Annotated in this window: 17 protein-coding genes and 1 pseudogene; 13 read left to right on the top strand and 5 right to left on the bottom strand. The window is 63.6% G+C overall.

Going from position 1 to position 22,689, the window contains the following annotated elements; genetic code table 11:
• The first annotated feature begins 1 nt into the window (after nt 1).
• The 3 genes from cobO to LOKO_RS15015 all read left to right on the top strand — a co-directional run bounded on the left by cobO (nt 2) and on the right by LOKO_RS15015 (nt 3,885).
• Entirely contained in the window at nt 2-613 is a 612-nt protein-coding gene (gene cobO / locus LOKO_RS15025; protein WP_066451169.1) for a cob(I)yrinic acid a,c-diamide adenosyltransferase, read from the top strand.
• Between the two features lie 4 nt (nt 614-617).
• Nucleotides 618-2,084, top strand: coding sequence for a cobyric acid synthase (locus LOKO_RS15020; protein WP_066451159.1), 1,467 nt, complete (start codon nt 618-620; stop codon nt 2,082-2,084).
• A 379-nt stretch (nt 2,085-2,463) separates the two neighbouring features.
• Nucleotides 2,464-3,885, top strand: coding sequence for a xanthine/uracil/vitamin C permease (locus LOKO_RS15015; protein ID WP_066451151.1), 1,422 nt, complete (start codon nt 2,464-2,466; stop codon nt 3,883-3,885).
• Between the two features lie 65 nt (nt 3,886-3,950).
• On the opposite strand, the gene nadE is transcribed toward LOKO_RS15015, so the two are convergent.
• Together nadE and LOKO_RS15005 are read right to left on the bottom strand one after the other, a co-directional pair.
• Nucleotides 3,951-5,291 (bottom strand): ammonia-dependent NAD(+) synthetase, encoded by a 1,341-nt coding sequence (gene nadE, locus LOKO_RS20525; RefSeq protein ID WP_083517610.1) that lies wholly within the window; start codon nt 5,289-5,291, stop codon nt 3,951-3,953.
• Between the two features lie 121 nt (nt 5,292-5,412).
• The gene (locus LOKO_RS15005; RefSeq protein WP_066451149.1) at nt 5,413-6,180 is read right to left on the bottom strand and encodes a glycerophosphoryl diester phosphodiesterase; all 768 of its coding nucleotides are present in this window, start codon (nt 6,178-6,180) and stop codon (nt 5,413-5,415) included.
• Nucleotides 6,181-6,318: 138 nt separating this feature from the next.
• Between LOKO_RS15005 and LOKO_RS15000 the strand changes: the two genes are divergently transcribed.
• Together LOKO_RS15000 and LOKO_RS14995 are read left to right on the top strand one after the other, a co-directional pair.
• A complete protein-coding gene (locus LOKO_RS15000; protein ID WP_066451147.1) occupies nt 6,319-6,879 on the top strand; it encodes a hypothetical protein in 561 nt (186 codons plus the stop codon).
• A gap of 117 nt (nt 6,880-6,996) precedes the next feature.
• Nucleotides 6,997-7,974, top strand: coding sequence for an NADPH:quinone reductase (locus LOKO_RS14995; RefSeq protein WP_066451145.1), 978 nt, complete (start codon nt 6,997-6,999; stop codon nt 7,972-7,974).
• 78 nt (nt 7,975-8,052) lie between these two features.
• On the opposite strand, the gene LOKO_RS14990 is transcribed toward LOKO_RS14995, so the two are convergent.
• Nucleotides 8,053-8,979, bottom strand: coding sequence for a MurR/RpiR family transcriptional regulator (locus LOKO_RS14990; RefSeq protein ID WP_066451143.1), 927 nt, complete (start codon nt 8,977-8,979; stop codon nt 8,053-8,055).
• A gap of 296 nt (nt 8,980-9,275) precedes the next feature.
• Between LOKO_RS14990 and LOKO_RS14985 the strand changes: the two genes are divergently transcribed.
• The 4 genes from LOKO_RS14985 to LOKO_RS14970 all read left to right on the top strand — a co-directional run bounded on the left by LOKO_RS14985 (nt 9,276) and on the right by LOKO_RS14970 (nt 15,183).
• Nucleotides 9,276-10,082 (top strand): enoyl-CoA hydratase/isomerase family protein, encoded by an 807-nt coding sequence (locus LOKO_RS14985; protein WP_083517609.1) that lies wholly within the window; start codon nt 9,276-9,278, stop codon nt 10,080-10,082.
• A gap of 20 nt (nt 10,083-10,102) precedes the next feature.
• Nucleotides 10,103-12,307: an acetate--CoA ligase family protein gene (locus LOKO_RS14980; protein ID WP_066451141.1), complete on the top strand. Its 2,205-nt coding sequence runs from the start codon at nt 10,103-10,105 to the stop codon at nt 12,305-12,307.
• Nucleotides 12,304-13,113 carry an enoyl-CoA hydratase-related protein gene (locus LOKO_RS14975; RefSeq protein ID WP_066451140.1) on the top strand — a complete coding sequence of 270 codons (810 nt, stop codon included), beginning with the start codon at nt 12,304-12,306 and terminating at the stop codon, nt 13,111-13,113. The genes LOKO_RS14980 and LOKO_RS14975 overlap by 4 nt, the downstream gene beginning before the upstream one ends.
• Before the next feature lie 138 nt (nt 13,114-13,251).
• Nucleotides 13,252-15,183, top strand: a complete 1,932-nt coding sequence (locus LOKO_RS14970; protein ID WP_066451136.1) for an SLC13 family permease — start codon at nt 13,252-13,254, stop codon at nt 15,181-15,183.
• 65 nt (nt 15,184-15,248) lie between these two features.
• On the opposite strand, the gene LOKO_RS14965 is transcribed toward LOKO_RS14970, so the two are convergent.
• Nucleotides 15,249-17,696 (bottom strand): acyl-CoA dehydrogenase, encoded by a 2,448-nt coding sequence (locus LOKO_RS14965; protein WP_066451133.1) that lies wholly within the window; start codon nt 17,694-17,696, stop codon nt 15,249-15,251.
• A gap of 210 nt (nt 17,697-17,906) precedes the next feature.
• Nucleotides 17,907-19,250: pseudogene (locus LOKO_RS14960) on the bottom strand (choline dehydrogenase); the annotation flags it as partial.
• An 88-nt stretch (nt 19,251-19,338) separates the two neighbouring features.
• Between LOKO_RS14960 and LOKO_RS20310 the strand changes: the two are divergent.
• The 4 genes from LOKO_RS20310 (at nt 19,339) to LOKO_RS14940 (ending at nt 22,612) form a co-directional block, all read left to right on the top strand.
• The gene (locus LOKO_RS20310; protein WP_235588881.1) at nt 19,339-19,506 is read left to right on the top strand and encodes a hypothetical protein; all 168 of its coding nucleotides are present in this window, start codon (nt 19,339-19,341) and stop codon (nt 19,504-19,506) included.
• 131 nt (nt 19,507-19,637) lie between these two features.
• On the top strand, nt 19,638-20,165 hold the full coding sequence (locus tag LOKO_RS14950) for a TRAP transporter small permease subunit (RefSeq protein WP_066451126.1): 528 nt from the start codon (nt 19,638-19,640) through the stop codon (nt 20,163-20,165).
• Nucleotides 20,162-21,484, top strand: a complete 1,323-nt coding sequence (locus tag LOKO_RS14945; protein WP_066451123.1) for a TRAP transporter large permease — start codon at nt 20,162-20,164, stop codon at nt 21,482-21,484. The genes LOKO_RS14950 and LOKO_RS14945 overlap by 4 nt, the downstream gene beginning before the upstream one ends.
• Nucleotides 21,485-21,547: 63 nt before the next feature.
• Nucleotides 21,548-22,612: a TRAP transporter substrate-binding protein gene (locus tag LOKO_RS14940; protein ID WP_066451120.1), complete on the top strand. Its 1,065-nt coding sequence runs from the start codon at nt 21,548-21,550 to the stop codon at nt 22,610-22,612.
• Nucleotides 22,613-22,689: the final 77 nt, after the last annotated feature.

The raw sequence follows: 22,689 nt of genomic DNA, 5'->3' as shown, positions 1-22,689 counted from the left end.
CATGCGAGAGAATGCCAAGGACCCCCAGCGTCACGCCCAGCGCATGGCTGCCAAGCAGAAGATCATGCACGAGCGCATTGCCAGCGCCCAGAAGGAGCAGGGGCTGCTGCTGGTGCTCACCGGCCCCGGCAAGGGCAAGAGCAGCTCAGGCTTTGGCATGTTGGCCCGGGCGCTTGGCCACGGCATGAAGGTGGGCGTGGTGCAGTTCATCAAGGGGACGCGGGAGACCGGCGAGGAGGCCTTCTTCCGCCGGCAGCCTGGCGTCGAATACCACGTGATGGGCGAGGGCTTCACCTGGGATACCCAGGACCGTGAGCGAGACACCCGCGCCGCCGAGGCCGCTTGGGAGGTGGCCCGCGGCATGCTGTCTGATGCCAGCTTCGACCTGGTGCTCCTCGATGAGCTCAATATCGCCTTGCGCTACGAGTACCTCGATCTTGACCGAGTTCTCGATGATCTGCAGGCACGGCCGGAAATGCAGCACGCCGTGGTTACCGGTCGCTATGCCCCCCAGGAGCTGATTGAGCTGGCCGATACCGTGACCGAGATGAAGGTGATCAAGCACGCCTTCAAGGAGCAGGGAATCAAGGCCCAGAAGGGAATCGAGCTTTAATCCCATGGCGACATTGATGATCCAGGGCACCACCTCGGATGCCGGCAAGAGCACGGTGGTGGCGGGGCTGTGCCGGGTATTGGCGCGGCGGGGCGTGTCGGTGGCGCCATTCAAGCCCCAGAACATGGCGCTGAACAGCGCGGTAACGGTGGACGGCGGCGAGATCGGCCGCTCCACGGCGCTTCAGGCGCTGGCGGCAGGCGTCGAGCCCCACAGCGACATGAACCCGGTGCTCCTCAAGCCCGAGAGCGACCGCGGCGCCCAGGTGATCCTGCGGGGCCGGGTCCTCGGCCACATGGATGCGCTGGACTACCACGCCTACAAGCGCACGGCGCGGGAGAGCGTGCTGGCGGCCTGGCAGGCGCTCTCTTCTCGATATGACGTGATCATCGCCGAGGGCGCGGGCAGCCCGGCGGAGATCAACCTGCGCGCCAACGATATCGCCAACATGGGCTTCGCCGAGATGGTCGATTGCCCGGTCGTGCTGGTGGGCGATATCGACCGCGGCGGCGTTTTCGCCCAGCTGGTCGGCACCCTGGAGCTGCTCAGCGAGAGCGAGCGCTCACGTACCCGCGGCTTCATCGTCAACCGCTTCCGCGGCGATATCGCTCTGCTCGAGCCGGGCCTCGACTGGCTCACCGAGCGGACCGGCAAGCCGGTATATGGCACGCTGCCCTATCTGCAGGGATTGTTGCTCGACGCCGAGGACAGCATCGGTCGCAGCGGCCGGGTGGGGCAGGGGGATACCCTCAAGGTGTTAGTGCCGGCGCTGCCGCGCATCAGCAATCACAACGACTTCGACCCGCTGCGCCTGCATCCACAGGTCGAACTCAGCTTTATCGGGCCGAATCAGGTCGGAACGGGCCGGTCCCTTCCCCCTGCAGACCTGATCATCCTGCCCGGCAGCAAGAGCACCCAAGCCGACCTCGCCTGGCTGCGCGCCCAGGGCTGGGAAGCGGCGATTCAGCGCCATCTGCGCTACGGCGGCAAGGTGCTGGGCATCTGTGGCGGCTTCCAGATGCTGGGCCGGATGGTTCACGACCCCGACGGGTTGGAAGGGCCAGCCGGCTCGTCGCCCGGGCTCGGCCTGCTCGATGTCGAGACGCGCATGGTGGCAGGCAAGCAGCTGCGCAACGTGAGTGGGCGCTTGCTACCCGAAGGCATGCCGATCAGCGGCTACGAGATCCACAATGGCATGAGCGAGGGACCTGCCCTGGCGCGCCCGCTATGTGAGCTGGACGGCCGACCCGACGGCGCGGTCAGCGACGACGGCCAGATCATGGGCACTTATCTCCACGGCCTGTTCGACTGTCCGGCAGCGTGTGAGGCGTTGCTGGCTCGCTGCGGGCTGGATGCCCAGGGTGCGGCGGTGGATCACCAGGCCCATCGGGAAAGTGAACTTGACCGGCTGGCCGACTGCCTGGAAGCGCAGTTGGACATGGCGGCCATCGAACGCCTGCTTGGGGGCTGAATCCACGTCGCCCTCTCATTCTTTAGTTCTACACTCATTCCAGCCGGCTTTGTTGCTGTCGCGTTACCATAGCTTCTCGGCGGATTCAGTCGTCGGAGTCGTGGCTTGACGTTAACGTTAACTTCCCTAATTTTGCTGTAATCTTGTCGACAACTCCCCTCATATTTCTCGGTAACTGCCCGCAGCTGCGGCGTTGGTGCCAAATCACCACGTTATATTCTGTAATGTTGTCGACAAGTTTCATCAGTTTTTCACTTGTCCATATGTCAGATGGTCGAATGTTGCGCCGCGTCAGACATGCGTACAACCGAGATCAGCCAAGAATAACAACAACCGACCAAGAGGACCGCTCAACAAACAGAACCGCTGAGGTGTCGACGTGCTGCTCAAACGCGAATACGGCCAGGAACATCCCTATTGGCCACTGGGACCCTTCAAGGTCCGCCTGCCCTTCATCCACTTCAAGTGGGCCATACCCGAAACCATCCAGGCCATGGTGATGTTCGTCATCTCCCTGGGGATGATCCCGCTGCTGGAGCAGTACCTGGGCGTGCCCTATGAGGTCGGCCTGGCATTCGTGGTGGTTTGCGGCATCGGCTTCATTCTTCCGCCGCTGTTGGGGGTACCGTTCATCGCCGGCTGGATCACTCCGGCCATTCCCGTGGTGCTGCTGTTCATCGGCCAGTTTGAGCCAGGACCCGAGGCGATTCGCGCCATGGTGGCGCTGCAGTTGATGGTGACGGCGATCTTCCTGTTCATGGCCGTTACCCGGCTGGGCAGCAAGCTGGTCAACAACGTGCCGGCTTCGATCAAGGCCGGTATCCTGCTCGGCGCGGGCATTGCGGCCATCAGTGGGGAGATCGTCGAAGGCGGCCGGCTCTACAACACGCCGATTTCGCTGGGCATCGGCGGACTGATCACGCTCTACGTGCTGTTCTCGCTCTCCTTCCGCGATCTGGCCGAGAAGTATCGCTGGGCCCGCAACATCGTCGCCTTCGGCATGGTGCCGGGCATGCTGATTACCATGGCGATCGGCTGGGGTGTCGGTGAGTACTCGATGCCCACGGTGGAGTGGGGTATTGCTGCGCCCGATTTCGCCGGTATCTGGGCCTATCTGCCGTTCTCCATCGGTGCGCCGCCCATCGAGCTGATGGTGGCGGCAATTCCCACGGCGATCATTGCCTACATTATCGCCTTCGGCGATATCGTGGTGGGCCAGACGCTGCTCAAGCGGGTCGACCATCTGCGCCCGGACGAGAAGATCGAGGTGAATATCGACCGGGTACACCTGATCACCGGCCTGCGCAACCTGATGCACTCGCTTCTGGCCCCCTATCCCGGCCTGGCCGGGCCGCTCTTCACCGGTGGCATGGCTACGGTAACCGAGCGCTACCGCTACGGACGCAAGACCATGGATACCATCTACTCTGGTACCGGCGTGTTCTGGATCGTCGGCTTCTTCGCCCTGTTCCTGCTGCCGCTGGTGACTTTCTTCCGTCCGGTGCTGCCGATCGCGCTCTCCATTACGTTGCTGATCACCGGCTATCTGTGTATCGCCGTGGCCGTGGAGCAGATCAAGAACGCCACCGCCATGGGCGTGGCGGGCATCATGGGGGTGGTGCTGGCCACCCACGGTGCGGCCTGGGGCCTGGGCATTGGCCTGATCCTCTACTTCCTGATCGAACACCGCGCCCGCGGCGCCCGCGAGGCTGAGGAGCAGGAGCCCATCTCGGTGGAGGACGACATGGTGGTGGAGCGGGACGAGGAAGACGCTGCGCACTCCCGGCCGGCGACGCAATGACCCCACGCTAGTCACGGCAAGCGGGCCGTCACCCAAGGTGTCGGCCCGCTTGCGTTGTAGCCTGTTCAGTCCGGGACGATCGGGAGATCGCGCTTGTGCGCGGTGCGTCTATAGGTGGTCACGATGGTCTCGAAGGCTTGTGAGGAGACCTCCCGGTTCTCGAGGAAGGCATCGATCTCCTCGTAGCTGACGCCAAGCGCCTCTTCGTCGAGCTTCTGGGGCGCGAGCGATTCGAGATCGGCGGTGGGTGCCTTGGTCACCAGTGCTTTTGGCGCACCCAGTTGCATCCCCAGTTGGCGCACTTGGCGCTTGTTCAGCCCGGTCAAGGGCGCTACGTCGCAAGCGCCATCCCCGTACTTGGTGAAGAAGCCCATCAGTGCCTCTGCGGCCTGGTCGGTGCCGATGACCAGGCCCCCCCGAGCGCCGGCCACGGCGTACTGGGCGACCATGCGCTGGCGTGCCTTGATGTTACCCAGCACGAAATCACGCTGGCCGGCGTCTTCGATCGTCAGGCCGCCGCTTACCAGCGATTCCAGCAGCGTATCGCTGGCTCCCTGAATGTTCACATCGAACACGTCGTCGGGCTGGATGAAGTCCAGCGCCTTGTCGGCATCGTCGGCATCCTGCTGTACGCCGTAAGGCAGGCGCATGGCGATGAACCTGGCCTGCCCGCCCTGCTCGCGGCGCTTCTCCACGGCAAGCTGGGCCAGGCGGCCAGCTACGGTGGAATCGACGCCGCCGCTGATCCCCAGCACCAGTGTCGTCTGGCCGCTCTCCTGCATCTTCCGGCAAAGGAAATCGCGGCGCCGCTCGATTTCATGCTGGGGATCGATCTCGCTGCGGGCATGTAACTGGACACCGATGGCCCGCTGGCGGGCTTGCCGTGAGCGCGCCTCTTCCGAGCCTTTGGCTGCACTCTCCAGGCACAGCCGATGGTAGTGGGGAAGGCGTTCGAGGGCGTAGTGGGCCGCGGCAAGGCGCACCTCGTTTCGCGTGCCGTCGAAGCGTCGGGTTTCGCAATAATGATGGTGGTCGCCGTTCTGACGGAACGCCCAGGCAAAGCAGACGGTACCGATGGGCGTATCGTCGTCGCCAGGGTTGGGGCCGGCGATGCCGGTGTTGGCCAGAGCCACGTCGGCATCGTTGTTGTTCAGGGCACCGGCGGCCATCTCGCTGGCCACGGCCTCACTGGTCAGGCCGTGGCTCTCGATGGTGTCGAAGCTGACGCCGAGATAGCGGTTCTTCGACTGGGGTGAATAGACCCCGAGGCCGCAGTCGATGCTCTGGCCGCTGCCGGGAACCCGAGCCAGCTCCGAGATAATCAGGCCCGCGGTGCAGGACTCGGCGGTGGCGAGCGTGAGTTCATTGTCGATCAGGTAGTCCGTGATGCGATCCAGCAGTTCCATTGCCTCTTCTCCTGTTAGCCAACTCGCTTTATCAGCGTGGGATGCACCTCATACCGTAGGCCACAATGGCCGATGTCGCCGGCCCATGATCCATGGGTCCTGCAGTCCTGGGCTCGGTTGGTCAAGCCAGGGCCGGGGGCGGTGCAATGCTGGCGAAACAGGGCGGATCATCGCTGATGGCGCTGTCGACGCCCCAGTCCCAATGGCGGGCGAAGGCAGCTGGGTCGTTGGGGGTATAGCAAAGTAGCCGGTAGCCGGCCGCCTTGATCTCCCGGGCGCGCCGGGCAGTGAGCCGTGTCCAGTCGGTATGAACGCTGAAGGCATCGAGCGTCTCGCAGCGGGGCTGCCATTTTTGTGGAATGCTTTCGGTGAGCACGCCGATCGGTAGGCGTGATGCATCGGCCAGCGACCTGGCGTATTGCAGCGAGGCCATGTCGAAGGAGGAGAGGATGATGCGTTCAGGGGGGAGTGCCTTGAGCAGGTGGGGAACCACGCTATCGGCCAGCTCGATGCCACTGCGGTTGCGCCCGACCTTGAGCTCCAGATTGACCCCCATGTCCAGGCTCGCCAGCAGCTTCAGCATCTCGGCAAGGGTGGCCATGCGCTCACCGCGAAAGGCATCACTGAACCAGGAGCCAACGTCGAGCCCACGTGCCTCGTCCAGGCTGAGTCGGGATAGCTGACCATGGCCATCCGAGCAGCGCTTGAGGGTCGGGTCATGCCAGATCACCGGGGTGCCGTCGCCCAGCAGTTGTACGTCCAGCTCCACCCAGTGGCAGCCGGTGTCGAAGGCGGCACGTACGGCAGCCAGAGTGTTCTCGGGTGCGTGAGCGGAAAGCCCCCGGTGGGCGATAAGACGGGGCAGGGTGATGTCGGGATGTTGCGGCATGCAGTGACTCCGTGGGCGGCCTGACTAGTCTATTGGCTACAGGTGACAGAATAGCGACTCTCAAGGTCCATGGCACGGGCGGAGACGAGCCTGATTGTGCTAGGCTTTCGGGCTTTGAACGATGCAGCGAGGCATGGCATGAAGGTGATGACCCCCGAGCGTGACGAGCAGCGCAATGCCTGGCTGGCCAGGCTCTGTGCCGACATCTACGGCCGAGAGGCAGGGCTGACGCCCCTGGTCACTTTTTCGGGGGTGCGGCAGGTACTCTTCGCTCATGAAGCCGCTCGCCTCTGGGGGCTGGTTGACGATCAGGAGCGTCCCGGTGCATTGGCGCTGCTGGTGCTCGACGAGTCGGGGACCGGCATGGTGCTGGGGCTGAGCGCATCGCCCAGCGGTGATCGTGAAAGTGAGCGACGGCTGATTCGTGAGCTTGCGCTCAAGGCGCCGCTGCGCGTGGAGGCAACTGACCCGGACACCGAAGCCTTTTACCGGCGCTGTGGCATTTCGCGCTGGTTTGCTGCTCCCGGTGGGCGCCGAATCGGCCTGGCCCAGGGGCACCCGGCACAGGCCATCAGCGACGTGGAACCGGCGTTGGATTTTGATGAGGCGGCGATCCTGCGGCGATTCAAGCACGATCCCCGCTTCTTCGAACAGGAGAAGGGCCTCTTCGTCGCTGCCTTGGCGGCATTTCCTGCCTGAGAATGGCTCGAGTGCGGCCACCGGTAGCCACGACCCTTGACCGTTGCCGTATTCGGCGTTTGGATAGGACTCTACCCTGACTAAACACCCATCAAACGAAGAAAGGAATATAGCGCCATGGCCAAGCGTATCCAGTTTTCCCGCACCGGTGGGCCGGAGGTTCTTGAACTACTCGAGGTAACCCCTGCCGAACCGGGACCCGGCGAAGTTCGCATCCAGAACCACGCCATTGGCCTCAATTTCATCGATATCTACTTCCGTACCGGGCTGTACCCGGCGCCGTCGCTGCCGTCCGGCATGGGGACCGAAGGCGCCGGCGTGGTCGACGCCGTGGGTGATGGTGTGACGCACCTTGAGGTGGGAGACCGTGTCGCCTACGCCCAGGGTCCGCTGGGCTCCTATGCCGACTATCATGTATTGCCCGCCGCCAAGGTGGTGGTGCTGCCTGAGGGCGTCGATGTGGAAACCGCGGCCGCCTGCATGCTCAAGGGGCTGACGGTTCAGTACCTGCTGCGCCAGACCTGCCCTCTCAAGGGTGGCGAGACGATTCTGTGGCACGCAGCGGCCGGGGGTGTGGGCTCCATTGCCTGCCAGTGGGCGAAGGCGCTGGGCGTAAAATTGATCGGCACCGTGAGTTCGCCGGAGAAGGCCGCTCTCGCCGAGAAGAACGGTGCCTGGGCGACCATCGACTATACCAAGGAAGACGTTGTCGAGCGGGTGCGTGAGCTGACCAATGGTGAGATGGTGGATGTGGTCTACGACTCTGTGGGCAAGGACACCTGGGAGATCTCGCTCGACTGTCTAAAGCCCCGTTCACTGATGGTCAGCTTCGGCAACGCCTCGGGAGCGGTCGAGGGCGTCAACATCGGCATCCTCAACCAGAAGGGCTCGCTGTTCGTGACCCGTCCCAGCCTGAATGGCTATGCCGACACCCGGGAGCGCCTGGAGATGATGGCCAATGAGCTGTTCGACATGCTCAAGAGCGGCAAGGTCACGATCGATATCGGCCAGAAATATTCCCTGGCCGAGGTGGGCAAGGCCCAGGAGGACCTGGCAAGCCGCAGGACCACCGGTTCCACTATCCTGATTCCCTGATCGGTATCGCCCACAACCCTTTCTGATTCGCCTTGCGCCGCCGGTTCCCGTTCCAGGGCCGGCGGCGTCTTGTGTGCGCTACTCATTGCTGACATAGGCACCCATCTCACGCATTCGCGATTCGAAGCTCGCCACGTTATCGACCAGGCGGTCGGGGCCGAAGGCCACGCACTCGGCGAGCAGCACTTCGATCAGGGTGATGGCGGAAAGGATCGAGGGAAAGAAGTGTGGTGTGGCATTGGCCACGGTGAAGGTGATGGCGGCGCCGGGCACCAGGGGGGAGCGCAGCGTGTCGGTCACCACGATGGGCCGGACGCCATTGGCCCGGGCGATATCGAGGGCGCGCACCGTTTCGCCGCAATAGGGCTCGAAGCCGAAGGCCACCACCAGGTCCTTTTCGCCGAAGGGGGCCAGCTCGGTCAATAGTCCGCCTTCCTGACCCCGTATGAGCTGGATGTTGGGCATGGCGATACGGCCCACGTAGGCGAAGTGGTAGGCACAGGCGAAGGTGTCTCGAAATCCCACCACGGCGATCTTTTCGGCGCCGAGCAGCATCCTGGCCGCATCGCGGACCCGGGCCTGGGTATCGGCGGTGAAGAGCCGGCCGATATTGTCGAAGGCCGCGTCGCCCACGTCGAGAAAGACCTGGTCATCGGTCTGACTGGCCAGGTTGCGCAGATTGCTGGCCCGCCCGGAAAGTTCCACCGGACTCGCCTGCACCGCCGACTGGAATACCTCGCGAAACTGCTCATAGCTGTCGAATCCCAGTCGCTTGGCCAGGCGCACCAGAGTCGAGGCGGTTACCCGTGCCGCCGCGGCCGACTTGCGGATCGACTGGAAGGCGATTTCCACCGGATGTTCCAGCACATAGCCGGCGGCAAGCTTCAGCTGCGGGCTGAGCTCCGGATAGGCGGCGGCCAGCTGCTGGTTCACGGTATCCAGATCCGATGGTGGACTGGTCTCGTTATTCTGTGCGTCGGCGTTCTGCGGTTCCTGTTCCAGCACGTCGGTCTCCTGCAGGGGAGCGGTACCCCCAGTGGCATGATGCGGGCGGCCGGTAGCCGTCGCTCGGCATTGTAACGCATGGACTTCGTCAATGAATGAAACATTTGTTCCCTGTTCTGTTATTTTTCAATACGTGCGTATTGACGAGGATCCGTGGCTTGGCTAGGATGCCCACAATACATCTGTACCAATATGTTTTTCATAATGGTACGTTTGTTTCCAGCGGAGGTTGCGCTATCGGGTGTTATGCAGCCATCCACAGCCATCGTTCGATCACGAGAGTACCCGGTTAGCCCATGACTCAAGCCAGTTCCAGCCCCAGTCCCGAAACCCTGAATATCATCCATACGGGTGGCGTCTTGGAGATACGCTTCAATCGCCCCCATCGGCTGAATGCCGTCGTGGAGACCCTCTATACCGATCTGCTGGCGGCGCTGGCCAGCGCCGAAGCGGATGACGACATTCGTGCCGTGATCCTGACCGGTGAGGGGCGCGCCTTCTGTGTTGGCGCCGACATGAAGGAGCATGGAGGTGCCAAGCGCACGCTGTTCCAGCGTCGTCAGTACCTGCAGCTCGGCAACGACGTCTGCGAAGCGATCCTGCGCCTGCGCAAGCCGGTGATTGCGGCCGTCAACGGCTACGCCCTGGGCGCCGGCGCCGAGATGGCGGTTTCCTGCGACTTCATCGTCATGGCCGACGAGGCACAGATCGGCTTCCCGGAGACCAGTATCGGTACCTGCGTCGGCGGCGGTGTTTCCAAGCTCCTGCCCCAGCTGGTGGGGCTGAACATGGCGCGCCAGCTGCTGTTCACCGGCAGGCGTATCGATGGCGAGGAGGCGAAGCGGATCGGCCTTGCCACTTCGAGCTGGCCCCAGGATTCGCTGTTGAACGAGGCCCACCGCCTGGCAGGCGATCTGGCGAAGCAGGCGCCTGTCTCAATCGCCATGCTCAAGCGCCTGGTGAACCAGGGCGGACACACCGACCTGGAAGGGCAGTTGCAGCAGGAGCTGGACGCCGTCTTCACCTGCTCGACCACCGAAGACTGGCAGGAGGGCGTCGACGCCTTCGCCGAGAAACGTACCCCGAACTTCAAGGGCCAGTGACAGGCCAAGGTAAGCGAAACATGAATCCCATCGAAGGACATCTGCCGACCCGCAGCCCGCTCCACGATATCCTGGCGCCGACCGGCATTGCCGTGGTCGGGGCTTCGAGCGATCCCACCAAGCGCGGCTACAAGGCCATGGTCGGCCTGATCAAGGACGGCTACAAAGGCGAAATCTACCCGGTCAACCCCAAGGCCGACATGATCCTGGGAATCAAGGCCTGGCCCTCTGTGACGGCTATCCCGGGCAACCCCCAGCTCGCCCTGATCTGTACCCCGGCGGCCACCGTTCCTGCCCTCATTGCAGAGTGCGGACGGCGTGGCATCAAGGGGGCGATCATCCTGGCAAGCGGCTTCGCCGAGACCGGCGACGAGGGGATCGCCCTCGAGCGCGAGATGATGGCCAGGGCCGAGGCACACGGCGTGCGTATCATCGGTCCCAATACGTCGGGCGTGTTCAATCTGCACCACAGGATCAACCTGCTGGCGCTCGACAACGTCAAGGCGGGCGATGTGGGCATCATCTCCCAGTCCGGCAACATGCTGCTGTCGCTGGCGCTGGAGGCACAGCACAACGGACAGGTAGGCTTCAGCACCTATGTGGGCCCGGGAAACCAGAGCGACATTGGCTTCAACGACTACCTTCGCTACCTGGGCGAGGATGAGAACACACGGGTCGCCGCCCTCTATGTGGAAGGCTTTCGCGACGGTCGCAAGTTCCTGGAAGTCGCCCGCGATGTCACCGCCATGAAGCCGGTGGTGGTCTACAAGTCCGGCTCCACCGAGCAGGGCCAGAAAGCCGCCAGCTCCCACACAGGCGCCCTGGCCGGCAGCTACGCCATGACCGTGGACCTGCTGCGCCAGGCCGGAGTCAGCGTCGTGCAGTATTCCGACGAGATCCTGCCGGTTGCCGAGGGGCTGGGGTTGTTGCAGAAGGCGCGGGGCAAGCGCGTGGCGGTGATCTCGGACGGTGGCGGCCAGGCGACCATCGCCTCGGATCGCCTGGCCGAGGCGGGACTCGAACTCGCCGAACTCTCCAATGCCACCCGTCAGCGCCTGCGCGATATCCTGATTCCCCAGGCTTCCACGGTCAATCCGGTGGACGTGGCCGGCTCCACGGACGCCCACCCCTCCCTGTTGGCCACCTGCATGGAGATCGTCGCCGAGGACGATAATGTCGACAGCGTGTTCCTGGTCGGCATGTTCGGTGGCTACAGCATTCGCTTCGCAGAGTCGCTGCTGGGCGATGAGATGCGCGGCGCCGAGGCCATGGTGGATCTTTCCAAGGCCACCACCAAGCCGCTTGTGATCTACAGCCTCTATACGCCGATCAAGCCGCCTGCCCTGCGCCGTTTGCACGAGGCTGGCCTGCCCATCTACGCCTCCATCGAGCAGTCGGTCAGGGTGCTGGCGGCCCTGGGTGAGCGTGGCCAGTACCTGGCGCAGAGCCATGGCCAGCCACCCGAAACCGCCGTGGAACCGAAGCCGGCGCTTTCCGCCCTGTTCGCGCAAGCCCAGGCCGAGGGGCGCGATCTCTTCGAGTACGAGGCCAAGCAGCTCCTGCGCGATCATGGCATCGATGTGCCCCTTGAACTGGTGGTTCGTAGTGAAGAGGAGCTGGTCGAGGCCGCCGCCCGGTTCCGTGGGACCGCCGGTGATACGCCGCTGGCCATGAAGGTGGTTTCAAGGGACATCCTGCACAAGTCCGACGCCGGTGGCGTCAAGCTCAACCTGGTTGGCGAGCAGGCGCTGCGCCAGGCCCGTGCGGAGATACTGGATGCCTGTCGGGCCTACGATCCCGATGCCGAAATCGAAGGGTTGCTGGTGACACCCATGGCCAGGAAGGGGGTGGAGGTGATCGTCGGCGTGATCCGGGACCCCATCTTCGGCCCGGTGCTCATGTTCGGCCTGGGTGGCATCTTCGTCGAGATACTCGAGGACGTGGCCTTCCGCTCGATACCGCTGACGCGCCAAGATGCCTCCAGCATGGTCGAACAGATCAAGGCGAAGAAGATCCTTTCCGGGGTGCGTGGCGAGTCGGCTGTGGATAAGGGGGCTCTGGTCGACCTGCTGTTGACGGTATCGCGGATCGTCGAAGCCTATCCCCAGCTTTCCGAGCTGGACCTCAACCCAGTGATTGCCCACGCCGATGGCTATGCGGTGGTGGATGCTCGGGTTATCGTGGATCGCACCATAGAGAGCACTGACAAGGAAGCCCACGCATGAGCCACTCCACGTCTCAACCGACTCTGACCGACGCGCGCCTGAGCCTGGAAGGGCGGGTGGCGACCCTGACCCTTGACCGCCATGACGTGCGTAACGCCCTGACCGGCACCGCCCTGGTGGATGACATCGTCGCCACCGCCGAGTGGGTCAACCACTGTGACGATGTCTCGGTACTGGTGATCACCGGCGAGGGCAGTGCCTTCTCGGCCGGTGGCAACGTCAAGGACATGGCCAACCGCGGCGGCGACTTCGCCGGCGACGTGGCCGAGGTCGCCGCTCGCTACCGGCGTGGCATCCAGCGTATCCCGTTGGCGCTTCAGGCGGTGGAGGTGCCGATCATCGCCGCGGTCAACGGCCCGGCCATCGGTGCCGGCTTCGACCTGGCCAATATGGCGGATATCCGCATCGCCTCGAAAAGGGCGAAGTTCGGCGAGACCTTCCTCAACCTGGGCATCATTCCCGGAGACGGCGGTGCCTGGTTCATGCAGCGACTGATCGGCTATCAGCGCGCCTTCGAGCTGACTCTCTCCGGCCGCGTGATCGATGCCGATGAAGCGAAGACGTACGGCATCGTGCTGGAAGTCACCGAACCGGAGGCCCTGATGGCGCGTGTCGGAGAGCTTGCCACCCGAATGGCCACCCAGCCCCCCAGGGCGACTCGCTTGACCAAGCGTCTGATGAAGATGGGCAGTCGCATGGAGCTCAAGGACTTCCTCGACGTCTGTGCCGTCTTCCAGGGTATGTGCCACAACGAACCGGAACACCTCGATGCGGTAAATGCCATGCTGGAGAAAATGGCGAAGTAACCACCTTCAGGCAGAGAACCCGGCTCAGTCCGGGTTTTTTTGTGCCTCAGCGTAGGGCGGGATCCTGCGGAAAAGGCTGGATTTTTTCCCTGACTGCTGTTGTGCTGGAACGCATTGCAATCACAGGGAGGTGACCGGATGGCCGACCATACGCTGGTCTTCATCGTTCTCGGCCTGACCCTTGCCGCCTTCGTATGGGGGCGCTTCCGTTACGACCTGGTGGCGCTGACGGCCCTGCTGGGGTCGGTCATGCTGGGCCTGGTGCCCGGCGAGGAAGCATTCCTCGGTTTTGGCCATCCGGCGGTGATTACCGTGGCAGCCGTGCTGGTGCTGAGCCGCGGCTTCGAGCGCTCCGGGGTGGTGGACGTGATCGCCGAGCAGGTGCTCAAGGTAGGCGATCGTCTATTCCTGCAGCTGGTGGCGTTGAGTGGCACTGTCGTCGTGCTCTCGGGCTTCATGAACAATGTCGGCGCACTGGCTCTGCTGCTGCCCGTGGCCATGCGCCTGGCGCGGGAGCACGACACCTCCCCCTCACTGCTGTTGATGCCGCTGGCCTTCGGATCACTGCTCGGCGGCTTGACGACTCTGATCGGTACGCCACCCAATATCATCATTTCCAGTTATCGCGGCTCCATCACCGGGGACAACTTCGGTATGTTTTCCTTCTTTCCGGTCGGGGCGGCGGTTGCCCTGGCAGGCTTGCTGTTCATTGTTCTGGTTGGGTGGCGGCTAGCGCCGCAGCGTGCTGGCAAGGCATCCACTGAAGACATGTTTGATACCGCCCACTATCTGGTCGAAGTAAGGGTGGAGGAAGAGTCCAAGGCAGTGGGCTGGACCCTGCGTGAGCTGCAGCAAGAGCTGGAGGAAACCATCCCGGTGCTGGCGGTGGTGCGGGACGACAAGCGGCGTGCCGGTCACGCGGTTCTGAGTGTCCTGAAAGAGGGGGACATACTGCTGGTCGAAGCGGGGCCGGAGGAGATGAAGCTGCTCGAAGACAAGGCCGGATTGCGGCTGGGTATCGACCCGAAGGACGCGGAAGCAGTAGACGAGGAAGCTGAAGACGAAAGCCAAGAGGGGGAAGAGGACGACGTATCGAAAGAGCAACCCAGAACTTCCAAGCAGCCTGCGTCGGGCGTGGAGCCGCATAGCAAAGAGAGCAACAAGCCAGAGAAGGAAAGGACGAAGAAGAAAGAGAAGAGGGGGATCGATACCGAGGGGCTTGAACTGGTCGAAGCGGTGGTGCGCAATGACTCGATGATGGTCAATCGAACTGTCACCCAGCTGCGTCTGCATAACCAGTATGGCTTGCATCTTGTTGCTGTGGCTCGTGACGGCAGTCGGCTCAGGCAGCGGTTGCGCGATATTCGCTTTCGTGCCGGCGATGTCCTGTTGTTGCAGGGTGGTGAGAGCAACCTGACCGAGAGCCTGGCTACGCTGGGTTGTTTGCCTTTGGCGAGCCGCAATCTGACCCTTGGCCAACCGCGCTTGTTGGCTGTATCGGTCCTGATCTTTGCGGCGGCGATCCTTGCCATGATGTTCGACCTGCTGCCGGCTGCGGTGGCGTTGGCATCTGCAGCGCTGCTTGCGCTGCTGGTTGGGGTGCTGCCGCTGCGTGAAGGCTATCAGGCCCTGGACGGCCCGGTGATCGTGCTGCTTGCGGCAATGATCCCGGTGGGGCAGGCGCTGGAAACCAGCGGAGGGGCGGCACTGATTGCCGAGAACCTGCTGGTTCTCGGCGTTGACTGGCCCATCGTGGTGACGTTGGTGGTGCTGTTCCTGCTCGCGATGCTGCTCTCCAACGTGATCAACAATGCCGCTGCCGCCGTTCTTATGGCACCGATAGCGGCAAGTCTGGCCGGTGGCTTTGAGGCTTCTCCCGACCCCTTTCTGATGGTAGTGGCAGTCAGCGCCTCCTGCGCCTTTCTGACGCCCATCGGGCATCAGTCCAATACTCTGGTGATGGGTCCCGGTGGATATCGTTTCGGCGATTACTGGAAGTTCGGCCTGCCGTTGTCACTTGTAGTGCTGGTGGTGGCAATTCCCATGATTCTATTGGTCTGGCCACCCTAGCGCAAAATGAAAGCGCCCCGGCACGGTGAGTGTGCCGGGGCGTTTTTTTAGAGCGCCGTAAGCGATCAGGCAGCGTTGTGGCGCAGGATATTTTCCTTGTCGGTGGCGAATTCGTCGTATTCGAAGTCGTCGACGGTGAGCATTTCCAGCACTTCCGCCTCGAAGGCCCGCATGAAGACCGCATCCTCTTCGGAAATGATCCCTGCCTCGAGGCCCGCTTCCACACGCTGTTCCGGATGGAGTGCATACATCGGCAGCTCGCCCTTGGCGAAGGCCTTGTTGAGCGTGCGATAGAGCGCTTCGGCGCGGTCGTACTCGTGCAGCAGGGCGTTGTAGTGGGCGAGAGGATTGTCCTTGACGCCATCCTGGGCGTCCCAGGTGTTCCGCAGCAGCTTGGTGCGGAGCGCGCTGTCACGGGATACCGCCTGGGCGATCTCTCGGGTCAGGGTATCGTGGGGGCGCTTCCAGCGACGCCCCAGCGGCATCACCACCGCACGCAGTGTGCCCGCAAGAATGCGATTCGGCATATTGTCGAACAGTTCGTCCAGTGCCTGTTCGGCACGCTCCAGCAGGAAGGTGCAGCTGTAATGCAACAGCGCGGCCTCACCCTCGACCTTGTCGCCTTCCTTCCAGCTCTTGAGCACCATGGAGGCCAGGTAGAGGTTGGAGAGCACGTCGCCCAGCCGCGCCGACAGCAGCTCGCGCTGCTTCAATGAGGAGCCCAGGCTGGCCATGGCGGCATCGGCACAGAGCCCGAAGCCGGCGGAAATCCGGTTGATGTCCTTGGCATAGGGCGCGGCGGCGGCATCGAAGGGGACACTGCCCTTGCCGATACCAAAGGCCAGAGTGAACGCCCGCGCCACGTTGCCGAAGATCAGCCCGGCATGGCCGAAGAAGGCACGGTCGAAGGCCTTGAGGTCGTCGGCATTCATGGCGGCCAGTTCCTCCAGGACGAAGGGGTGGCAGCGTATGGCGCCCTGCCCGAAGATCATCAGGTTGCGGGTCATGATATTGGCGCCCTCCACCGTGATGGAGACGGGGTTGCTGCTGTAGCCGATGCCGATGTAGTTGCGTGGCCCCAGGGTCACGGCCTTGCCGCCGTGGATGTCCATGGCGTGGGAGAGAGCGTCCCGCTGGAACTCGGTGAGCTGGCTCTTGAGGATCGCCGAGGGTACCGATGGCTTCTCGCCGCGATCGATGGTGTTGGCGGTCTGGTAGACGGCAGCCTGGGCGATATAGCCCAGGGCAGCCATGCGGGCCAGGGGTTCCTGTACGCCCTCCATTTCGGCCACGGGGACATTGAACTGGCGGCGTACCCGGGCGAAGCCCCCGGTCCAGCCGATGGCGTAGCGAATGGTGCCGCTGGCGCCGGAGGGGAGGGTGATGCAGCGGCCGATGGAGAGGCACTCCACCAGCATGCGCCAGCCCTGGCCGATCATCTCGGTGCCGCCGATGATGGTATCCAGCGGCACGAAGACATCCGTGCCCTTGATGGGGCCGTTCAGGAAAGGACTGCCGATGGGATGATGACGGCGACCGATCTCCATGCCGGCCGTATCGCGGGGTACGAGCGCCAGTGTGATGCCGCGGTCTTCCTCTTCACCCAACAGGTGGTCCGGGTCGAACAGGCGAAAGGCCAGCCCGACCACGGTGGCGATGGGTGCCAGGGTGATCCAGCGCTTCTCGAAGTTGAGTCGCAGGCCCAGCACCTCCTTGCCGTCGACGACCTCCTTGCACACGATGCCGGTGTCCGGCAGTGAAGTGGCGTCGCTCCCGGCGCGAGGGCCTGTCAGGCCGAAGCAGGGGATCTCGCGGCCATCGGCCAGCCGTGGCAGGTAGTGGTCCTTCTGCTGCTGGGTGCCGTACTTCAGCAGCAGCTCGCCCGGTCCCAGGGAGTTGGGTACGCCCACGGTGATCATCAGCATTTCGCTGACGGTCAGCTTCTGCAGCACCATGGACTGCGCCTTGGCGGAGAAGCCCAGGCCGCCATACTCCTTGGGAATGATCATGCCGAAGAAGCCCTCTTTCTTGAGGTACTGCCATAGCTCCTCCGGGAGGTCGGCGCGCTCCTTGGCGATTTCCCAGGTATTGCACATGCCGGCGGCAACCGAGCACTGGTTGTCGAGAAAGGCCTGCTCTTCGTCGCTCAAGCCGTCATCGCGATAGCGCATCAGGCTGGTCCACTGTGGCCGTCCCGAGAACAGCTCCCCATCCCAGGCAACGGTACCGGCTTCCAGGGCGGTGCGTTCGGTGTCGGAAACCCGGGGAGCGACCCGCTTGAACATCGCGAAAAGCCGCGGCGACAACCACTGGATGCGCAGTGCCGGGAGGCCGGCGGCGGCCACGATGACAGCGCCGATCAGGAGCAGCACGCCAAGCACCGGCGACCCGAGGAGCAGGCCGGCCAGGCCGAGCACGGCCAGGACCGTCAAGGCGGGCACGGCGCCGGCTTCGCGGCGCATGACCACCAGGATTCCGACGATCGTCAGCAGGAGCAGTATCAGGGTGAGCATGCCTCGTCTCCGTTGAGAATGGCGTTTCGAACAAATGTTTGAATCTATCAGCCTAGCCGATGATGCAGAGAGTGACCAGCCCCTACTTGTAGCAGCTATGTCAATTGGCGGCCATTTCCTGGAGGGTCCAGTCTTGCTGGGGCGTGTCGGATACACACATTCAAGAGCGCCCCGCAGGGCGGGGCGCCAACGGTGGGACAGGCTTGCGTTTCAGTAGAGTCGGCGTTCAGGCGCCTTGCGCGCCGGGATGCCTTGTGCGACGAAGTAGGGGGCGTCCGAGGGGGGCAGCGGTTCACGCCCGCGTATCCTGTCGGCCAGCTTTTCGGCCAGCATGATCGTCGGCGCATTGAGGTTGCCGGTGGGGATCACCGGAAACAGCGAGGCGTCCACGACGCGCAGCCCCTCGAGGCCGTGCACGCAACCGCTGCCATCGACCACCGCCATCTCATCGTTCCCCATGCGACAGCTGCCGCAGGGGTGATAGGCGGTTTCGGCGTGTTCGCGCACGAAGGCGTCGAGCGCTTCATCGGATTCGACATCCGGACCCGGTGACACTTCCCTTCCGCGGTAGGCATCCATGGCGGGCTGGGCAATGATCTCCCGGGTCAGACGGATGGCGTCGCGAAACTCCTGCCAGTCCTTTTCCTGCGACATGTAGTTGAACAGAATGCTGGGCGCGGCCTCGGGGTCCCGGGAGGTCAGCCGAATCCTGCCCCGGCTCTCCGAGCGCATGGACCCGACGTGGGCCTGGAAGCCGTGGGCCTGTACCGCGCTCTTGCCGTTGTAGCTGATGGCGATGGGCAGGAAGTGATACTGAAGGTTGGGCCACGCTTCGTTGTCGTTGCTGCGAATGAAACCCGCTGCCTCGAACTGGTTGCTGGCGCCGACGCCGGTGCCCTTGAACAGCCACTCGGCGCCGATCTTGGGCTGGTTGTACCATTTCAGTGCGGGATAAAGGGAGATCGGCTGCGTGCATTCGTACTGGATATACATCTCCAGGTGGTCCTGGAGGTTCTCGCCGACGCCGGGCAGGGCGTGGACCACCGGGATGTCGAGCTCACGCAGGTGATCGGGGTTGCCGACGCCGGAGCGTTGCAGGATCTGCGGCGAGGCGATGGCGCCGGCACACAGCAGCACCTCGCGGTGGGCGCGGACCTGGTGGGGCTGGCCGCGGCGCAGATAGCGCACGCCCACGGCGCGCTTGCCCTCGAACTCGATCACGTCCGTGGTGGCGTGGGTCTCGATGGTGAGGTTCTCCCGCTGCTTGGCCTGGTCGAGATAGCCGCGAGCGGTGGAGGCGCGGCGCCCCTTGGGGGTGACGAAACGGTCCATGGGGCCGAAACCCTCCTGCTGGTAGCCGTTCACGTCAGGTGTCTCGGGGTAGCCGGCCTGCACGGCGGCATCGATAAAGGTCCGATACAGCGGATTGTTGCCGGGCTTCGGGGTCGTGACAGAGACAGGGCCGTCGCCACCATGGTAGTCGTCGGGTCCGATATCGCGGCATTCGGCCTTGCGGAAATAGGGCAGGCAGTCGGCATAGGACCAGTCGGTCAGTGCCGGGGCCGGCTGGACCATCACCACGCCGCTGTGTCTCTATCAGGCCGGGCTCGAGAATCTCAATGTCCGGGTGGCGCCGCTGCCGGTGGCGCCGCTTACCCGGGAACTGACCCTGGTCGCGCGGCGAGACGAGCTGGGCGACCTGCCCGCGCTATTGGCCCGGGACAGCCGCCGCCTGCTGGAGCAACGTTTCCGCCGCCAGCTCGACCAGGCCCTGCCATGGCTCTCCGAGGCGGTTTCTACCCGCTCCTGAGCCCTCACATGGTGCACTATCGTTTTTATCGATAGTCCCAGTCCAGTCAACACCGATGCTCTTTGCAGTCCGGGGAAAGAGCGGCCAAGACTGAAACGCAATGTTTCAAGCCGCACAGGGTTTTCCCCGAGATGCCAAGAACAATAAGACGCTATGTGCGCCTCGTCGACCGCCTCAATCGCGGGGTGGGCCGGGTGATCATGTACCTGGTCTTCGTCATGATGGGGCTGCTGCTCTATGCCTCCTTCTCGCGTACGGTGCTCAACAGCCCGCTGATGTGGGGCGTTGAGATGTCCCAGTTCATGCTGGTGAGCTATTACCTGCTGGGCGGAGCCTATGCGATGCAGATGGGAGCCCATGTTCGCATGGACCTCTTCTATAGCCGCTGGACGCCTCGCACCCAGGCGCTGGTCGACGCCATCACCATCCTCTTCCTGATCTTCTTCCTGGTCACGCTGCTGCTTGGCGGCATCTCCAGCACCCAGTACGCGTTGCAGTACGGGCAGCGCAACTACTCGGCCTGGGCGCCGCCGCTGGCGCCGATCAAGATCATCATGTGTATCGGCATCCTGCTGATGCTGCTGCAGGCCGTCGCGACCTTCTTCAAGGATGTCGCCATTGCCCGCGGGGTGGACATCTATGCGGAGGATGCCGAATGAGCTACGAGATGATCGCGCTGATGATGTTCTCGAGCATGATGCTGCTGCTGTTGACCGGGCAGCGGGTGTTCGGCGTCATCGGCTTTGTCGGCGCCGCCTCGGCATTGCTGCTGTGGGGAGATGGCGGCGTGGAGATGCCGTTCAACGCCAGCTTCGTGCTGATGAACTGGTATCCGCTGCTGACCCTGCCGCTGTTCGTGTTCATGGGCTACATGCTCTCCGAGTCGGGCATCGCCGGTGACCTCTACGAGATGTTCCATGTCTGGATGGGCTCGCTGCGGGGTGGCCTGGCGGTGGGTACCATCGGCCTGATGGTGGTGGTCTCGGCCATGAACGGCCTGAGCGTGGCCGGCATGGCGATCGGGGCCAGCATTGCCCTGCCTGAATTGCTGCGTCGGGGATACGACAAGATCATGGTCACCGGTGTAATCCAGGCGGGAAGCTCGCTGGGGATCCTGGTGCCGCCCAGTGTGGTGCTGGTGCTCTACGGCATGATCGCCCGCCAGCCGGTGGGCAAGCTGTGGCTGGCCGGGGCCATCCCTGGGCTCATCCTGGCCGCCATGTTCGTGATCTATATCGTGGTGCGCTGCCGGCTGCAGCCGAGCCTGGGGCCGGCCTTGCCGCCGGAGGAGCGCGACATGAGCCTGGGCGCAAGGCTCAAGCTGCTGCGTGCCGGCATCCTGCCGCTGCTGATCTTCTTCTCCATGACAGGCCTGTTCCTGATGGGGGTCACCAGCCTGGTGGAGAGTGCCGCCTATGGTGCCTTCGCGGCGACCCTGGCGGCGCTGTTCAAGGGTCGCCTGACCCGGGCAGTGATCGAGGTCACGGTGCGCCGCACCCTGGGCATCAGCTGCATGTTCATGTGGATCATTCTTGCCGCGCTCAGCTTCGGAGCGGTTTTCGACGGCCTGGGCGCGGTACGTGCGATCGAGAATGTCTTCCTCGACCGCATGGGCCTCGGCCCCTGGGAGATCCTGCTGATGATGCAGCTCTCCTACATCCTGATGGGCATGTTCCTCGACGATACCGCAATGCTGGTGATCGTGGCGCCGCTCTACGTGCCGCTGGTGGTGAGCCTGGGCTTCGACCCGGTGTGGTACGGGGTGCTCTACACCATCACCGTGCAGATCGCCTACATGACGCCACCGTTCGGCTACAACCTGTTTTTGATGCGGGCCATGGCGCCCCCGGAGGTGTCCCTTGGTGACATCTATCGCAGCGTCTGGCCGTTCGTGCTGATCATGCTGCTGGGACTGGGCCTGATTACCGTTTTTCCGCAGCTGGCGCTATGGCTGCCGGAACTCTACTACGGCTACTGACGCTTTCCTGGCGCCTGGCCGTGGACAAGTGAAACAACAACAAACCAGATCGGGAGAATCATTATGACCAATCGCAACAGGCGGGACTTCCTCAAGAAGGCCGGGGTCGCCACCGCCGCCACCGTAGGGGCGGCCACCGTCGGCGCCCCCTATGTCCACGCCCAGTCCCGCGCCCCCATTCGCTGGCGCATGCAGACCTATGCCGGACCGGCGCTGGCTGCCCATGTCATCAAGCCCTCCATCGACGCCTTCAACAAGGCCGCCAACGGCGAGATGGAGATCGAACTCTTCTATGCCGACCAGCTGGTGCCCACCGGTGAGCTGTTCCGTGCCATGCAGCGCGGCACCATCGACGCGGTTCAGAGCGACGACGACTCCATCGCCGCACCGGTGGATGTGTCGGTCTTCGGTGGCTACTTCCCCTTCGCCTCCCGCTACAGCCTCGATGTGCCGGTACTGTTCAACCACTACGGCCTCAGGGAGATCTGGGAGGAAGCCTACGCCGAGATCGACGGCGTCACCTGGCTCGGCGCCGGCGCCTGGGATCCCTGCAACTTCGTGACCCGCGACCCGATTCGCAGCATCGAGGACCTGCGCGGCAAGCGCGTCTTCACCTTCCCCACGGCGGGACGCTTCCTGAGCCGCTTCGGTGTGGTGCCGGTGACGCTGCCTTGGGAAGACATCGAGGTTGCCATGCAGACCCGGGAGCTCGATGGCATCGCCTGGGCGGGGATCACCGAGGCTTACACCGTTGGCTGGGCTGACGTTGCCAACTATTACCTGACCAACAATATTTCCGGCGCCTGGGCCGGCTCCTACTTCGCCAATTCGGATCGCTGGAATGAGGTCCCCGAGCATCTGCAGACGCTGTTCAAGCTGTGCATGGACAACTCCCACTACTATCGGCAGCACTGGTACTGGTGGGGGGAGGCGCACTATCGCACCACCGGTGGCAAACTGGAGCTGACCTCCATCCCCGAAGAGGAGTGGCAAACCCTGGAGGATGCGGCGCTGGAGTTCTGGGACGAGATCGCCGAACAGAGCGATCGCAATGCACGGGTGGTGCAGATCCTCAAGGATTATCGCCAGACCATGCAGCAGGCCGGTCCTCCCTACCGCTACAGCTGAGTGTCAAACAGTGAAAGCGTGGGGCAAGCGGCGCCTGCCGCTTGCCCCGTTCAGCCATCGCCGGGGTGTCGATAGAC

This window comes from Halomonas chromatireducens (assembly GCF_001545155.1).
GTDB lineage: Bacteria > Pseudomonadota > Gammaproteobacteria > Pseudomonadales > Halomonadaceae > Halomonas > Halomonas chromatireducens.
Note: the sequence above shows the minus strand (reverse complement) of the source record. Positions and strands in the feature narration are given on the sequence as shown.